At 67.5% G+C, this 14,338-nt stretch carries 17 protein-coding genes; 8 read left to right on the top strand and 9 right to left on the bottom strand.

The features are described from left to right. Positions 1 to 5: 5 nt before the first annotated feature. Complete coding sequence (locus ACXJLH_RS25710) at positions 6 to 1,694, bottom strand: GH39 family glycosyl hydrolase (RefSeq protein ID WP_457447174.1); 1,689 nt, start codon at positions 1,692 to 1,694, stop codon at positions 6 to 8. A 135-nt stretch (positions 1,695 to 1,829) separates the two neighbouring features. Further along, positions 1,830 to 2,240 (bottom strand): TfoX/Sxy family protein, encoded by a 411-nt coding sequence (locus tag ACXJLH_RS25705; protein WP_457447172.1) that lies wholly within the window; start codon positions 2,238 to 2,240, stop codon positions 1,830 to 1,832. Between ACXJLH_RS25705 and ACXJLH_RS25700 the strand changes: the two genes are divergently transcribed. Together ACXJLH_RS25700 and ACXJLH_RS25695 are read left to right on the top strand one after the other, a co-directional pair. Beyond that, positions 2,233 to 3,315 carry a GGDEF domain-containing response regulator gene (locus ACXJLH_RS25700; protein ID WP_457447170.1) on the top strand — a complete coding sequence of 361 codons (1,083 nt, stop codon included), beginning with the start codon at positions 2,233 to 2,235 and terminating at the stop codon, positions 3,313 to 3,315. The two genes, ACXJLH_RS25705 and ACXJLH_RS25700, sit on opposite strands and share 8 nt — an antisense overlap. Positions 3,316 to 3,320: 5 nt before the next feature. Further along, on the top strand, positions 3,321 to 3,812 hold the full coding sequence (locus ACXJLH_RS25695) for a protein-L-isoaspartate O-methyltransferase family protein (protein ID WP_457447168.1): 492 nt from the start codon (positions 3,321 to 3,323) through the stop codon (positions 3,810 to 3,812). A gap of 38 nt (positions 3,813 to 3,850) precedes the next feature. Here ACXJLH_RS25695 and ACXJLH_RS25690 read toward each other — a convergent pair whose 3' ends face one another. Then, on the bottom strand, positions 3,851 to 4,321 hold the full coding sequence (locus ACXJLH_RS25690; RefSeq protein ID WP_200955306.1) for an adenylyltransferase/cytidyltransferase family protein: 471 nt from the start codon (positions 4,319 to 4,321) through the stop codon (positions 3,851 to 3,853). 1 nt (position 4,322) lies between these two features. Between ACXJLH_RS25690 and ACXJLH_RS25685 the strand changes: the two genes are divergently transcribed. Further along, positions 4,323 to 4,757 (top strand): hypothetical protein, encoded by a 435-nt coding sequence (locus ACXJLH_RS25685; RefSeq protein WP_457447166.1) that lies wholly within the window; start codon positions 4,323 to 4,325, stop codon positions 4,755 to 4,757. Between the two features lie 45 nt (positions 4,758 to 4,802). On the opposite strand, the gene ACXJLH_RS25680 is transcribed toward ACXJLH_RS25685, so the two are convergent. Then, on the bottom strand, positions 4,803 to 5,384 hold the full coding sequence (locus ACXJLH_RS25680) for a histidine phosphatase family protein (protein ID WP_457350756.1): 582 nt from the start codon (positions 5,382 to 5,384) through the stop codon (positions 4,803 to 4,805). Between the two features lie 186 nt (positions 5,385 to 5,570). Between ACXJLH_RS25680 and ACXJLH_RS25675 the strand changes: the two genes are divergently transcribed. The 3 genes from ACXJLH_RS25675 (at position 5,571) to ACXJLH_RS25665 (ending at position 6,866) form a co-directional block, all read left to right on the top strand. Next, positions 5,571 to 5,927: a PRC-barrel domain-containing protein gene (locus ACXJLH_RS25675; protein WP_056201253.1), complete on the top strand. Its 357-nt coding sequence runs from the start codon at positions 5,571 to 5,573 to the stop codon at positions 5,925 to 5,927. A 105-nt stretch (positions 5,928 to 6,032) separates the two neighbouring features. After that, on the top strand, positions 6,033 to 6,581 hold the full coding sequence (locus ACXJLH_RS25670) for a hemerythrin domain-containing protein (protein WP_056199883.1): 549 nt from the start codon (positions 6,033 to 6,035) through the stop codon (positions 6,579 to 6,581). 27 nt (positions 6,582 to 6,608) lie between these two features. Further along, on the top strand, positions 6,609 to 6,866 hold the full coding sequence (locus tag ACXJLH_RS25665; RefSeq protein WP_457447164.1) for a hypothetical protein: 258 nt from the start codon (positions 6,609 to 6,611) through the stop codon (positions 6,864 to 6,866). A gap of 95 nt (positions 6,867 to 6,961) precedes the next feature. Here ACXJLH_RS25665 and ACXJLH_RS25660 read toward each other — a convergent pair whose 3' ends face one another. The 5 genes from ACXJLH_RS25660 to mnmH all read right to left on the bottom strand — a co-directional run bounded on the left by ACXJLH_RS25660 (position 6,962) and on the right by mnmH (position 13,238). Continuing rightward, a complete protein-coding gene (locus tag ACXJLH_RS25660; RefSeq protein ID WP_457389319.1) occupies positions 6,962 to 8,839 on the bottom strand; it encodes a potassium transporter Kup in 1,878 nt (625 codons plus the stop codon). Positions 8,840 to 8,956: 117 nt separating this feature from the next. Further along, a complete protein-coding gene (locus ACXJLH_RS25655) occupies positions 8,957 to 10,096 on the bottom strand; it encodes a sensor histidine kinase (RefSeq protein ID WP_157281781.1) in 1,140 nt (379 codons plus the stop codon). Positions 10,097 to 10,103: 7 nt separating this feature from the next. Next, a complete protein-coding gene (locus ACXJLH_RS25650) occupies positions 10,104 to 10,967 on the bottom strand; it encodes a transglutaminase-like domain-containing protein (RefSeq protein ID WP_056199870.1) in 864 nt (287 codons plus the stop codon). Between the two features lie 153 nt (positions 10,968 to 11,120). Further along, complete coding sequence (gene selD / locus ACXJLH_RS25645) at positions 11,121 to 12,182, bottom strand: selenide, water dikinase SelD (RefSeq protein ID WP_457447163.1); 1,062 nt, start codon at positions 12,180 to 12,182, stop codon at positions 11,121 to 11,123. Between the two features lie 9 nt (positions 12,183 to 12,191). After that, positions 12,192 to 13,238, bottom strand: a complete 1,047-nt coding sequence (mnmH, locus tag ACXJLH_RS25640; RefSeq protein ID WP_457447161.1) for a tRNA 2-selenouridine(34) synthase MnmH — start codon at positions 13,236 to 13,238, stop codon at positions 12,192 to 12,194. An 85-nt stretch (positions 13,239 to 13,323) separates the two neighbouring features. Between mnmH and sugE the strand changes: the two genes are divergently transcribed. After that, complete coding sequence (gene sugE / locus ACXJLH_RS25635) at positions 13,324 to 13,644, top strand: quaternary ammonium compound efflux SMR transporter SugE (protein ID WP_056199860.1); 321 nt, start codon at positions 13,324 to 13,326, stop codon at positions 13,642 to 13,644. Between the two features lie 106 nt (positions 13,645 to 13,750). Continuing rightward, on the top strand, positions 13,751 to 14,308 hold the full coding sequence (locus tag ACXJLH_RS25630; protein WP_457447159.1) for a glycine zipper 2TM domain-containing protein: 558 nt from the start codon (positions 13,751 to 13,753) through the stop codon (positions 14,306 to 14,308). The last annotated feature ends 30 nt before the right edge of the window (positions 14,309 to 14,338 follow it).

Below are 14,338 nucleotides of genomic sequence, written 5' to 3'. Positions count from 1 at the left end.
TGCGCCTACTCGATGACGAGCAGCGACACACCCTGCCGTGGCAGCGTGAAGCTCAGCGTCGCACTGCCATTGGCCACCGCCAGCGCCGGCAGCGCGGCCGGCGCCATCACCGAGGCGGCTTCCAGCTGGGCGTACTGCTTCGCGTCCGGCGCCTGGGGCGCGCCCATCGCCTGCCAAGCCGTGAATGCGTTCGCGTGGGCCTTGTCGACGCGCCACTGCGTCACCGACCGCGTCGCCTGCCCGCCCAGGCCCGCCAGCTTCAAGCTGACCGCCGCATCCGGGCCGCTGGCATCGTCGTCGTGATAGTGCCAGGTCATCACCGCAATCTTGCCGTCGGGCGTGCGGGTGGCCAGCACGCCCACATCCGGGCGGCCGCGGACCCCGTTCGCCACGATGTCCTCCAGCGCCACTTCGGCGTCGCTGGTGGCGCGCAGCTGCGTTGGCCCCAGCTTGGCGAACATGCGGAACACGTTGAGGACCGGCAGGTCGACGCCATTCGTCGCCAGTTGGCGATAGCCCGCAAACCAGGGTTGGTCTTCAAACGTGAAGGCCCAGGTCAGCGCGCCTTCCAGGTTTACCTGGTGGCGGTCGGCGAGCTGCCAGATGCGCTTGTAGCTGGCCGCCGTGTAGCTGGAATACATGGTGCCGTTGCGGTAGGCGTTCTGCGGGCCGGGGCAGGCGGCGCAGCCTTCCGGGTCGTTCTCGCCGATGACGATGGGCTTGTCCTTCAGCTCGGGCACCGCGGCGATCTTCTGGAAGCCGTTGGCGATGCCGCTCAACTGGGGCGCCATGCCCATGCGCACATGCCCGTCGACGAACCGAGGGCTGCCCTTGGCGTGGAAGGCGAGGAAATCGGTCGGCGTGCCGATCTGCCCCGTCGCATGGTTGCGGCCGCTGACGACATGCTTGAGGAAGGCGTCCATGAACGCCCCCCCGGAGCCCGCAACGTCGGGGCCACCCACGCGGGCCTCGGGCAGTGCGCGGCGCACGGCGTCGATGGCGTAGTCATGCAGCTTGTTGAACTCTTCCTGCGTGCCGGTCCAGTAGGCCGGGCCGTTGGGCTCGTTCCAGACTTCGAAGTACCAGCGCAGCACTTCCTCGCGGCCGTAGCGCTCCACGCAGTGCCTGGTCCACTGGAAGACCAGCTCGGCCCACTTGGCGTAATCCTTCGGCGGGGCGTTCCAGCCGCCGGCGATCAGGTCGTAGGCGAAGCCGGGGCGCCAGCTGTGCTGGTACGGCGTGCCCGGCTTGGCGCTCGACAAGGCCTGCGGCATGAAGCCAATCTGCAGGTAGGGCCGCACGCCGCGTTCGAGGTAGCTGTCGATGATGCGATCGGTGACGGCCCAGTCGTAGACCGGCTTGCCGTCACGGTCCTCGGTGTAGGCATTCGTGCTGCCCCACTTGAACGCCGGCGTGCCGTCACCCGTGTTCAGCAGGTTGTGCGCGCGGAAGTACACGCTCCCCGGCCGCAGCTCGCCCAGCCGCTTCATCAGCTTGCGGCCGTCCTTCATGGTCGCGTAGTTGGGCTCGTCGGCGCCGAAGAAGCGCCAGATGGGCTTGAGCTCGCCAGCTGTGCGGCCGGCGTCCACCTCGATATGGACCGGGAAGGGTTCGGCCGGTTGAGCCTGCGTGGTAGCGGCGATCAAGCCGGCCATGACGATGGCGACGGTCCTGGGCAGTGGCTTGAGCTTCATGGCATGAATGGCGTGAAACGAGAGGTCGAAAGGCTCGGACCGCGATCATGACGACATCCACTGCGTGTGCCGCTCGCAATTCCTGGCCGAGTGTAGGAAGGGCCTTCGCTGCGCCGCAAGCGCCCGGCCATTCACTCAAGAACGTGAGCGCGTGCCGTCGGTGGTGCCAGCCCCTTTGGCCCTGGCCCGCGATGGGCTCTGCCTTTCCCTGGCCGCAGGCAGCGTCGCGTTGTACTTGAGGGACAGCTCGATCCAGTAGTCCAGTGCCGCCTTCGTTTGCACGGTCGTCGAGGCGACGAACACATAGCCTGGGTAGGGGCGCCCCTTCATGACCACCGTCTCGACACCGTCACGCTGGAGCGCCATCTCGTGCAGCGCCGGGTCGATGCGGCACATCAGCCGCTCGGGCCTCGCCGTCACGCACAGGTGGTCGCGCACCATGAAGCCGGCGCTGCCGAACATGCGCTTCTCACGCACGTCGGCGACACCGGCCAGCGCGTGGCGAACGCGGTCTACCAGGTCGTCGCTGATCGGGGACGTGTTCACGGAGATTCCTGATGTCGACTTGACGGCGCCAGTATCTGCCAGGGGTGGCACCGGGAGCGCCAATTGCCGCCCACGACCAACGTCCTCCCGGGAGCTTCAGCTGCCTGTTCGTGAGACTGCCTTCATCCTCCATGTCGATGACAACCTGGACAACCTTGCTTCGACGAAGCTGATCCTGGATCGTCCCGGCATCGAGGTGGTATCCGCCGAGTCCGCTGCGGTGGCGGTGGAACGGTTGACGCAGCACGACTTTGCGCTGGCGCTGGTCGACGTCAACATGCCCGACGTCAATGGCTTCCAGCTTGCCGAGTCCATGCGCGATGAGGCGCTTTCCCGTGAAGTTCCCATCATTTTTCTGACGGGCGACGGCGGCGACGCAGCGCGGACTTTTCGTGGCTACGAGGCCGGTGCCGTCGACTTCCTGGTCAAGCCGGTGCACCCTCAGGTGCTGGAAAGCAAGGTCGGTGCGTTTGTCGCTCTCTATCTGCAGCGCAAGTTGCTGCGCGATCAGAAGGACGACTGCGAGCGCCTGTTGAGAGCCAACCAGCGGATGGCTTCGGAGCTGGAACGTGCGCACGAGCTGGCGGTTCAGGCAGCTTTTACCGACGATTTGACCGGCACGCCGAACCGCCGGCACATCCTGAAACTCGCTCAGAGCGCCCTGAACGACCCGCGCAGGCATTCCCAGCCGGTGAGCCTTGCGCTGCTGGACCTGGACCACTTCAAGAGAGTCAACGACACGCGTGGCCACGCCGTCGGGGACGCCGTGCTGCGCCACTTCTGCGATCACACCCAGGCCCATCTGCGATCCGGCCAGGCCATGGGCCGCATCGGCGGCGAGGAATTCCTCCTGCTGCTCCCGGGCACCGAGATGGCGGAGGCCTGCACCGCGCTCGAGCGGGTGCGCCACACGCTGGAGCCGCATGCCGGCATTGCCTACACCTTCTCGGCTGGCGTCGCGCAGGCCCGCCCGGACGAGGCGCTGGATGCCGTGCTGGAGCGTGCCGACCGGGCGCTCTACGTTTCCAAGGAGCACGGCCGGGACTGCACGTCCAGCGAATTGATGGATTTCTGAGCGCCATGAACGTGGATTACGCCGAGCGGCGCGAGCGCATGGTGGCCACACAGCTGGCCGCCCGCGGCATCCGCGCCGACGCGGTGTTGCGGGCGATGCGCACCGTGCCGCGCGAGGCTTTCGTCGAGGCGGGCTTTGAGGACGTCGCCTACCAGGACGCAGCAATGCCCATCGCCCAGGGCCAGACCATCTCCCAGCCTTTCATCGTCGCGCTGATGATCGAGGCCGCCGAAGTGAAGGCGGGCGACGCGGTACTGGAGATCGGCGCGGGCTCGGGCTATGCGGCTGCCGTGCTGAGCCGCATCGCCGCGCACGTGTCGGCAATCGAGCGCAGCGAAGTGCTCGCCCGTCGTGCGCATGAGCGCCTGGCGGCGCTCGGCTACGACAACGTGGAGATCATCACCGGCGACGGCAGCGGCGGCTGGCCCGGCGGTGAGAGCTTCGATGCCATCCTTGTCGCCGCATCGGGCCCGACACTTACCGCCTTCGGCCCCTGAGCCGGTCTTGCGGAGCGGCGCATGCGCCCCAAGCTCGATCAGCTGCGTCTGGCCGCCGCCGAGTGGCCGGCCAAGTAGGGCACGGTGACGACGCGGCCGCCCCAGCCGCGCACCAACGGTGTCTCAGGCAGTTGTTCCGCCGCGTGGTCGCTGCCCTTCACGTACACGTCGGGCCGCACCGCCTGCAGCAGCGCCGCCGGCGTGGCCTCTTCGAACCACGTCACCCAGTTCACGCAGGACAGGGCCGCGATGACGTGGGCGCGCTCGTGCAGCGTGCAGCAGGGACGCTCACCCGGCTTGCCCAGGTCGTGGGCGGAGGCGTCGCTGTTCAGCGCAACCACCAGCACATTGCCCTGGCGGCGTGCCGCCTCCAGGCAGCTGACGTGGCCGACATGCAGCAGGTCGAACACGCCGTTGGTGAACACCAGCGGCCGCTCCAGCCATGCCAGCCGCTCGATCAGCTGCTCGGGTGCCAGGCATTTGAAGGCGCCATTCCAGTTGCTCTGCACCTTGCATCTCCTGCCGGTTGAAGCCCCCGGTCATGTTCCAGGCGAGGCGCTGCGCGTTAGCGCAGACGAGGTCCCGTGCGCCAGCGCATTGGCCGGCCTCGACGCCGTCGATGGAGACGCCGAATTCCACCTGCAGTCTGTGCAGCAGAACTTGCCGCAGCTGCGCAAACTGCGCTCGCGTGAACGGGCCGCTCCGTTGGGGGGCGATGACGAGGGCCGCGCCCGCGCGCTGCCGCCGCGCCAGTCGACCATGGCGAGCTGGACGGCGATGGCAGGCGCCGTCAACGCCGCCTTCGCAGCGTCGGCGGTGAGGAAGCGGCTGGCGGTTGGTGCTGGGCTCAAGGGGCTTTTGCGCAGGGTGCGGAAGGCCCAACGATTGGCAAATGCCGCTCCCACCGGCCGCGAGGGCCGATACTGGCCGAGCGGCTGCACCTGATGCCGCAGGCGGACCACCATGGCGGCCAGACCGTCGGCAACCTGCTCAAGCCGCTTGCCGTGCCCTTGCTCTGTTCTGCGGCCAGTCGACGGGTGTGAGCCGGTCACCGGCCAGCAGGAGCTGCGGCACTTGCTGGAACAGCCAGCGACCCGCCTGGCAGCGAAACGACCACGTCAGGTCGAATCGCTCGGACGGCCAGTTCTCCGGCACTTCATCGACTGTCGTGATCGCCTTGGCAAGTTTGGGGAGATCGTCGTGCCGCCAGCAAACCAGCACCGGCGCGTCCAGCGACCGCAAGTGCCACGCGAGTTTGTCTACCGGATCGTGGTCCGACCAGCGTTCGTCGACGGCAACCCCGAGGCGGTCGGCCAGGCCTTCCACGGTGTCATAAGGGCGGGTCGACGGATGCCTTGCCGTTGGCCGGGCCGCAAGGATGTGCTGCGGGCGCTCCAGCACCTGCGGATGCAGACGTTCAGCCAGTGCCGAGAAGTACGGAACCAGCGCGCCGGCGCGGCGCCAGCCTTGAACGCTGAGCGAGTTGGGATCGTCGCGACCGGATTCATCCACGCCGCCGTCTTCGCCGTGTGGCTTCTCGGCGTGGCGAATCAGCATGATGCATTTCGACATGGCTGAACTTCAACTGCTGCATCGCAGCATGCGCCAAGCCAGCGGTGGCATGTGTAGGACGGAATGCCGCATGGTTGGCAAGCCTGCAAGGCGGTTCAACGAGGCAGGAGGCACCGCGCGTGGGTACGTGATTTGCCGTCGAAGCAGGGCGGCGCCATCGACCGCTACACAGCTACGGAGACCACCATGAACACTGACAACACCACCGGCCCCACCATCGCTGCCTCGAAGGTTGAAGGCACCGAGGTCTACAACCTGCAGGGCGACAAGCTCGGCTCCATCGACGACCTGGTCATCGACAAGGCCTCCGGGCAGGTGCGCTACGCCGCCCTGGAGTTCGGCGGCTTCCTGGGCATGGGCACCGATCTCTATCCCATGCCCTGGTCCAAGCTGAAGTACGACACCGCCAAGGACGGCTATGTGGTGAACCTCGACAAGTCGCAGCTGGAAGGCGCGCCGCGCTATGCCCGCTACAGCGAGCCGGCATACACGCGCGACTACGGTCGCAAGGTCTACGACTACTACGGCGAGACCTGGGTTTGATCTCGACAGGGCGGTTCGTACCGCCCTTGCCGAAGACAAGCTCTGAATTCACCGGCTCCGGTGCCCGCCGGAGTCTTTCCAAACCATCAGCCAGCAGGAACTCCCATGCCCACCAGCGCAACGAAGACCTCAGCCAAATCCACCAAGAGCACGGCCAGGAAACCCGCCAGCCCGACGACACGCGATTCGACACCGGACGCGATCGATCTGCTGACCGCCGATCACCGGGAGGTGAAGTCCCTGTTCCGGGCCTATGACAAGCTTGTCAAGGCCGATGGCGATGCCGGCGAGAAACAAGCCATCGCGCTGCAGATCTGCGTCATGCTGACCGCGCACGCCACGGCTGAGGAAGAGCTCTTCTATCCGGCCGCGCGGGACGTGCTGGGCGACGACGCCGACCTGATCGACGAAGCCGACATCGAGCACGCCAGCGCCAAGGAACTCATCGCGCAGATCGAAGCCGGCTCGCCCGATGACGATCACTACGACGCCAAGGTGAAGGTGCTTGGCGAGTACATCGACCATCACGTCAAGGAAGAGGAAGGCGAGATGTTCCCCAAGATCCGCAAGTCCGACCTCGACCTGGATACCTTGGGTGAAGCCATCGCCGGGCGCAAGGCGGAGTTGATGGGGCAGGACGCTGAGCCGCACTGACGGCGTCGTTCAATCCAAGGAGAAGCCATGAGTGAGGCCATCGCCGACGTTCACCGGGGTGTGCGGTTCACGGTGGAGGCGGTGCCTCGCAGCGGCGGCTTCGAAGGACGCTTCGCGATCCTTGACGTGGCCGCCGCTGGCCAGGTTGGCACGGATGACAGCTACCGCCCGGCAACCGACAACCTGTGGGCTACGGAGCAGGAAGCATTGACCTATGCCACCGAGGCCGCTCACCACGCCATCGAGGGGATACCGGCGTTCGACAAGGGAACGCCGGGGTTGTAGTGCGAGCACGTCGTTGCTGCCGTGGTTGAGCGCCTCGACGCTGCCGGACTGCCCCCGCGGGCCGAACTGTTCGCAAGACGGCGCGACGCGCCTGGCTATATCTGCACGCGTGTGCCCAGTTCGACCACCGCGTTGTCCGGCAACCGGAAGAACCTGGCGACCCCGCTGGAGTTGCGGCTCAATGCTGCAAACAGGCGCTCACGCCAGTTCGCCATGCCGCCACCGGGAGTCGGCACCACCGTCTCGCGGCTGAGGAAGTAGCTGGTCTCGAAGGGCTCGATGCGCAAGCCCTTGGCCTCGCACAGCGCCAGTGCCAGGGGAACGTCGGGTTCCTCCATGAACCCGTAGTGGACGAGCACGCGCCAGAAGCCTGGCGCCAATGACGTCAATTCGAGGCGGTCGGCTGCGTCGACCATCGGCCGGTCGTGGAACATGACGTTCAGGATGACGTTCGTTTCGTGCAGGACCTGGTTGTGCTTGAGGTTGTGCAACAGGGCCTGCGGCACGAGGTTCGGGTCGGCGACTGCATAGACCGCCGTGCGCCGTGCACGATGGGCTTCGCCCAGGGCGAGGCTCTCAATGAAGGGCTGGAGTTCGATGCCTTCGCTGCGCAGGCCGGCCATCAGCAGCTGACGGCCGCGCGCCCAGGTGCTCATCAAGACAAACAGCATCAGGCCCAGCGCCAGCGGAAACCACCCGCCGTCGAAGAACTTGATCGCGCAACCGGCAACCAGCAGCATGTCCACGGCCAGGAAGAACACCGTGGCGCCGATCGCCAGCGGCGCGGGGAGCTTCCAGCCGTCGCGAATGACGAAGAAGGTCAGCACGGTCGTGATCAGCATCGTCAGCGTCACCGCGATGCCGTAGGCCCCCGCCAGCGCCGATGAGCTGCCGAACATCAGCACCGCACCGATGACGCCGGCCAGCAGTGCCCAATTGACCGCCGGCACGTAGATCTGCCCGGACTCGCTGGCGGAGGTATGGCGCAAGGTGAGGCGCGGCAGGAAGCCGAGCAGGATGGCCTGCTTGGTCATCGAGTAGGCCCCGGAAATCACGGCCTGCGAGGCGATCACGGCGGCCATCGCAGCGAGGCCGACCATGGGCAGCACCAAGGCGCTGGGGAAGAGGCGGAAGAACGGGTTCTCGATGGCCGTGGCGTCTCCGATCAGCAGCGCGCCCTGGCCCAGGTAGTTGAGCGCCAGCGCGGGAAACACCAGCCCCGTCCAGGCCAGGCGGATCGGCCTCACGCCGAAATGGCCCATGTCGGCGTAGAGGGCCTCGGCGCCCGTCAATGCCAGCACGATGGCGCCGACGGCAGCGAACAGATGCCATCCCCGCGTGCTGAGGAAGGCCCAGGCCTCCAGCGGGTTGAGTGCAGCCAGGATCTCGGGATGCTGGGTGATGTGCATGACGCCGATGGCGCCGAGCACGGCGAACCACAGCACGATCACAGGCCCGAACACCTTGCCCACCGCCGCCGTGCCATGGCGCTGCACCAGAAACAGCCCCACCAGGATGGCCACCGAGATCGGCAGCACATAGGGCTTCAAGGTCGGCGTCACGACCTCCAGGCCTTCGATGGCGCCCATCACCGAGATCGCGGGCGTGATGACGCTGTCGCCATAGAACAGCGTCGCCCCGAACAGGCCCAGCAACAGCAGCGCGCCACGCAGCCTGGGCCGCTGCTGCACGGCATGGGCGGCCAGGGCCGTCAACGCGAGTGCACCGCCTTCACCGCGGTTGTCGGCGCGCAGGATCAGGATCACGTACTTGAGCGTGACGACGAACATCAGCGCCCAGACGATCACCGAGACCGCGCCCACCAGGTTGTGGGTGTCCAGCGTGACGCCGGTAGCGGGCAGGAATACTTCCTTGAGCGTGTAGAGGGGGCTGGTGCCGATGTCGCCATAGACGACACCGATTGCGCCGAGCGTCAGTGCGGCCAGGCCGCTGCGTTGGGTCTCAAGGCTCATGAACGGGAAACTGGGTGGGATGGAGCCAGTTTCCCGTAGGCGGTGTAAAGAACGTATAAAGATCGCGGCAGCCCGCTGCCGGCGTGTGCACCATGCGCCAACCAGGCTGGCGAGAGTTCAGCCTTGGCGCAACACCGGAAGGTCGCGGGCTGTACCGTTCACTCGGCCTTGAGGACTATCCGGCGGAGATGTGGCGGCGGCGATGCTGAGGTATTCGGAGGGAACGGGGGCTTCGGTCGACGCTGGCAGCCTGACCCGGATCAGCGTGCCCTGATTCGGCGCCGAGGTCACCGACAAGCTGCCGTGCTCGGCTTCGACCCTGAATCGCATGCCCAGCAGGCCGTAGCTCGAGTTCGTTGCTGCGTTGGCGTCGAAGCCGACGCCGTCGTCCCGCACCGTCAGTTCGGCCTGCCCCTGGATGATGCCCAGGTTCAGCCACAGCTGGCGCGCGCGCGCATATTTGCTGACGTTGGTGATGGCTTCCTGAACGACGCGATAGACGACGAGTTCGGCGGCCTCGGCGAGCCGCACGGGCGCCAGCTCGCAATGCACCAGCACGCCGGAGCGCTTCGCGAAATCGCCGGCCAGGATGTCCAGCGTGACGGCCAGGCCCAGGGTGTCGAGGGTGGACGGGCGCAGGTTCTCGATGATGTCCTGCTTCAGCGCGATGCCGCTGTTGAGCTTCTCGATCAGCCGCGTCAGCGGCTCCAGCGCCTCGGGTGCGAGGCTCGCGACGCGGGTCTTGATGCGCGCGGCATCAAGCTTGGCGGACGTCAGCAGCGAGCCCATCTCGTCGTGCAGGTCGCGCGCCAGCCGGGCCCGCTCCTGCTCGCGCGCCGTTTCGATGTGATGCGCCAGCTTGACGAGCTGCGCGGTGCGGCGCGCCACCTCGACCTCCAGCCGCTCACGCTCGATCTGCACCAGGCGCTGGCGTTCCTGCTTTTCGCGCTCGCGCTGGTCTTCCAGCGCGAGGCCCTGGCGCAGGTACAGGAACAACGCAGCGAGGCTGGCCACGCTCAGCAGCGCCACGCCCAGGCGGTTGAGCAGCAGCGTGCGGTGGATGTCGGTCTGCTGATCGGTGGGGGCGGCGCGCAGTTCCTCCAGCCTGGCGGTGCCGGCGCGCAGGGCGCTGAGTTCACCCAACACGTCTTCAGACTGCCAGTAGGAACTCTCGCCCACCAGCACCACGGTCAACGCTGCGGCGCAGGCCAGGGGAACCAGGATGGGATGCCGGGCTAGAACCGAGAGAATCTTCACGGCCACGTTATCCGTCCGTCGAGATGGCGTCGGTGCAGTGGTAGGGCAGCTGCAGGCGACCGTCGGCACCGGCCACGGCCTGGATGTTGATGACCGGGGCGCTGGAGTTGACCGTGCCGAAGATGGTGGCGAAGGCGACGTCGGCGGCATCGCGCCCGGTGCCAAAGCGCACGAAGCCCATCGGGATCGCGGTGCCTGAAGGGTCGAAGATGTACCAGCGGTCGCCGACGTAGGCCTCCACGTAGGCATGGAAGTCGGTCGGCCCGAGTGCGGGGTCGGCACCATAGTCGATGCCCGTGGCGAAGCGCGCCGGGATGTTGATGGCGCGGCACAACGCGATCATCAGGTGGGCAAAGTCGCGGCACACGCCCACCTGATCGAGCAGGGTGTCGATGGCGGAGGTGTTGGAGTCCGAGGTGTTGGACGTGAAGGTCGTGCGCTCCAGCACCCAGTCGCGGATGGCCTGCACGCGGCCGTAGCCCTGCCAGCGCTGGCCGAACTCGCGCATGGCCATGCGGTGCAGCCGGTCGGACTGGCAGTAGCGGCTCGGGTAGATATAGCCCAGCACCTCGGCGGGCAGCCGCGCGACGGGCACCTCGCCCACGTCACCCGGCGGGGCGAAGTGATGCATCAGGTCGACCGTGGCGCGGTAGGCCACCTTCAGCGGCCCGGCCTGGGCCTGCAGGCGCAGGTAGCGGTTGCGGGTGACCGGCTCCGTCTCGACGCGGGCCAGCAAGGGCTGGCTCAGCGTCAGCGACTCCGCCACCACCAGCTGGCGGGGGGTGCTGGCCGCGTGGATGTTGAAGATGAAATCACAGCCCGGGTCGGCAATGACGTAGTCGAGTTCAAGCGCGATCTCGAGGCGGATCATGTTTGGCACGCAGGAGTGCGACCTGCTGCCAGCAATGCGGATCCAGAACGGGACGTCATGAGGGGCTCCAAAGTAGCCCGACCTTACACCCCCCGGCCGGGCATACCTCTGTTGCCGGGAGGGGATAGGCGGTTGGACCCGCCGTGGGGCAGCTCAGTTCAAGCGCAGGCGGCTGCCTTGCGGCCCGTTTGCCACGACCCTGCCGATCTCCGCCGCCGCACCGAACCCATGGCGGCGAAACACGTCCAGCACGGCGTCAACCGCGCTGGCGTCGCAAGACACCAGCAGGCCGCCGCTGGTCTGGGGGTCGCTCAACAGCGCCTGATCGATGGCCGGGAAGCCCTGCGGCAGCTGCACGTCCGAGCCGTAGCCGGCCCAGTTGCGCCCCGAGGCGCCGGTGACCATGCCGCGCTCGGCGAGCTCGCGCACCTGCGCCAGCAAGGGCACCCGCGCCCAGTCGAGCTCGACACTGGCCTGGGCACCGCGCGCCAGTTCCAGCGCATGGCCGGCCAGGCCAAAACCCGTCACATCGGTCATCGCATGGACGCCGTCCAGCGCCGCCAGGTCCGGCCCCGGGGTGTTGAGCTGTGTCGTGGTGGCGATCATCCGCGCGTAGCCCTCGGGCGAGAGCGACTCCTTCTTGAGGGCCGCGGACAGGATGCCCACGCCCAGAGGCTTGCCCAGCACGAGCCGGTCGCCGGGGCGTGCGTCCGCATTGCGCTTGACGCGCTGGGGGTGCACCACGCCCAGCGCGACCAGCCCGTAGATCGGCTCGACCGAATCGATGGTGTGGCCGCCCGCGATCGGGATGCCGGCGGCGGCGCAGACCGATTCACCGCCCGCCAGGATCTTGCCGATCACGTCGACAGGCAGCACGTTGATGGGCATGCCCACCAGGGCCAGCGCCATGATGGGTTTGCCACCCATGGCGTAGACGTCGCTGATGGCGTTGGTCGCCGCGATGCGACCGAAGTCGAAGGGGTCATCGACGATGGGCATGAAGAAGTCGGTGGTGGCGATCAGCGCGATCTCGTCGGTCAGCTGGTAGACCGCCGCGTCGTCGGCGGTCTCTATGCCCACCAGCAGTTCCGGCGGCGCCGGAAAGTGGCGCGTGCTCTTCAGGATCTCGCTCAGCACGCCGGGAGCGATCTTGCAGCCGCAGCCGCCACCGTGGGATAGCGAGGTCAGGCGGGGCACGGAAGAGGAGGGGATCATGTTTCCAACCTAGGGCAGTGAAGCGATGCGACGGGCCAGGGCCTGGATGCCGGCATCCGACAGATCCTCGCATTGCAGGCGCTGGGCGTCGGGCAGGCCCGCCAGATGGCGGCCCTGCGAACGGGCATACAGAGGGTCGTAGTGCCGGGCCATCAGGGCTTCGAAGAGCGGCGGCAGGGCGCCTTCCAGCGCCCAGGCCTGCCACTCGGCCAGCACTTCCTTGGGCAGCAGTTCGCGCAGCGTGCCCAGCTTGTCGGCCAGGCCCTGCGGGTCGTCGCCCAGCCAGGCGTAGTCGCGCAGCAGGTAGTCGAGCCGCGCCTGGGCAGAGGCGTCAATCTCGACGACGGAGCTCTCGCGCAGGCGCTGCAGCAGCGGCTCCGGCACCGTGATGCGGCCGATGCGCCGGCTCTCCGCTTCGACCCAGACGCGCCGGCTCAGGTCCAGGCCGGCCAAGGCCTGCATCAACTGCGTCTCGAAGCCCTTCTGCGACGGCTGCGGCCGGCCGGGCATGGCGCCCAGCACCGAACCCCGGTGGGCCGCCAGATCTTCGAGGTCGAGGACTTGCTCTCCTTGAGCGGCGAGCGCCTGCAGCACCCGCGTCTTGGCGCTGCCGGTGGGGCCGCACAGCACGCGCAGGTCGAGCCGCGGCGCCAGCAGCGCAATCTGCTCGATGACATGGGCGCGCCAGGCCTTGTAGCCGCCCTTGAGCTGCTGTGCATCCCAGCCCACCAGCCTCAGCCAGTTGACGAAGCTGCCGCTGCGCATGCCGCCGCGCCAGCAATAGACCAGCGGCCGCCACTCCTTGGGCTTGTCCCTGAACAACTGGTCCAGGTGGCTTGCGATGTTGCGCGCCACCATGGCCCCACCGATCTTGCGCGCCTCGAAGGCCGAGACCTGGACATAGGTGGTGCCGACGATGCGACGCTCCTCGTCATCCAGCACGGGGCAGTTGATGGCGCCGGGAATGTGGTCGAGGGCGTATTCGGCCGGCGAGCGCACGTCGATGAGGACGGTGAACTCGCCCAGGTCGTTGACGGTGGTGGGCTTGTGACTCATTGCTGCTAGGTTAAGGCAACCCCACGCGGCCCCGGGGATTCAAGCGCGGCCAGAATCCGCGGCGCATCTCCCCAGAGGAAAACGGATGGCCTGGATCATTCTCGTCATCGCCGGCCTGTTCGAGGTCGGCTGGGCCATCGGCCTGAAATACACCGACGGCTTCACCAAGCCCTGGCCCAGCGTGGCAACGGCGGCCTGCATGGTGGCCAGCCTCTGGTTGCTGGGCATCGCGATGAAGTCGCTGCCGGTGGGCACGGCCTATGGCGTCTGGGTGGGCGTCGGTGCGGTCGGCACCGTGATCCTGGGCATCTTCCTGCTCGGCGAGCCGGCCAACCCGGCGCGGCTGTTCAGCATCGCACTGATCGTGGCCGGCATCGCCGGGCTCAAGCTGTCGTCGCCGGGCTAGGTCGACACCCTGGGCCTGAAGCGGTCCCGTCCTACAGGGAGGGCCGCTGTAGGGGCGGCATGCTTCGGGTCATACCAACCACATCGGAGGCCCCATGTCGACCCCCATGAATTCCGTCAAGTCCACGCAGATCGTCGCCGGCGTCGCCGTCGTGCTGGCGCTGCTCGGTGGCGCCTATGCAGTGGGCCGGTCGCAGACGGTCACCAGTGAGCCGATTGCCGCGACGACACAGCAGCAGACCACCGCCGCACCGCAACGGTTGGTCAGCGCCGAGCCGGTGCGCCAGGCCCAGCCGGCTCCGGTCGTTGAAACCCAGGCCCCGCCCGCGCTGTGCGACAGCTGCGGCCGCGTGACCGACGTGCATACCGAGGCGCGCCGTGGCAAGGGCAGCGGCGTCGGCGCCGTGGGTGGCGCCGTCGTCGGTGGCCTGCTGGGCAATATGGTGGGTGGCGGCAACGGCAAGAAGCTCGCCACCGTGGCGGGTGCCGTGGGTGGCGGTTATGCCGGCAACGAGATCGAGAAGAACCAGAAGAGCTACAACGTCTGGATCGTGCAGGTGCGCGAGCGTGATGGCCGCCTGCGCCGTTTCGAGCGCAGCACCGACCCGGGCCTGCGCGTCGGCGATGAGGTCAGGCTGACCGAGAACGGCTTCGTGCGCGCCTGACGCGACGCGAAGCCTGGGCAGGGCGGGTTC

This window comes from Roseateles sp. P5_E4, assembly GCF_054049255.1.
This window is presented reverse-complemented; position numbering and strand designations above follow the sequence as displayed.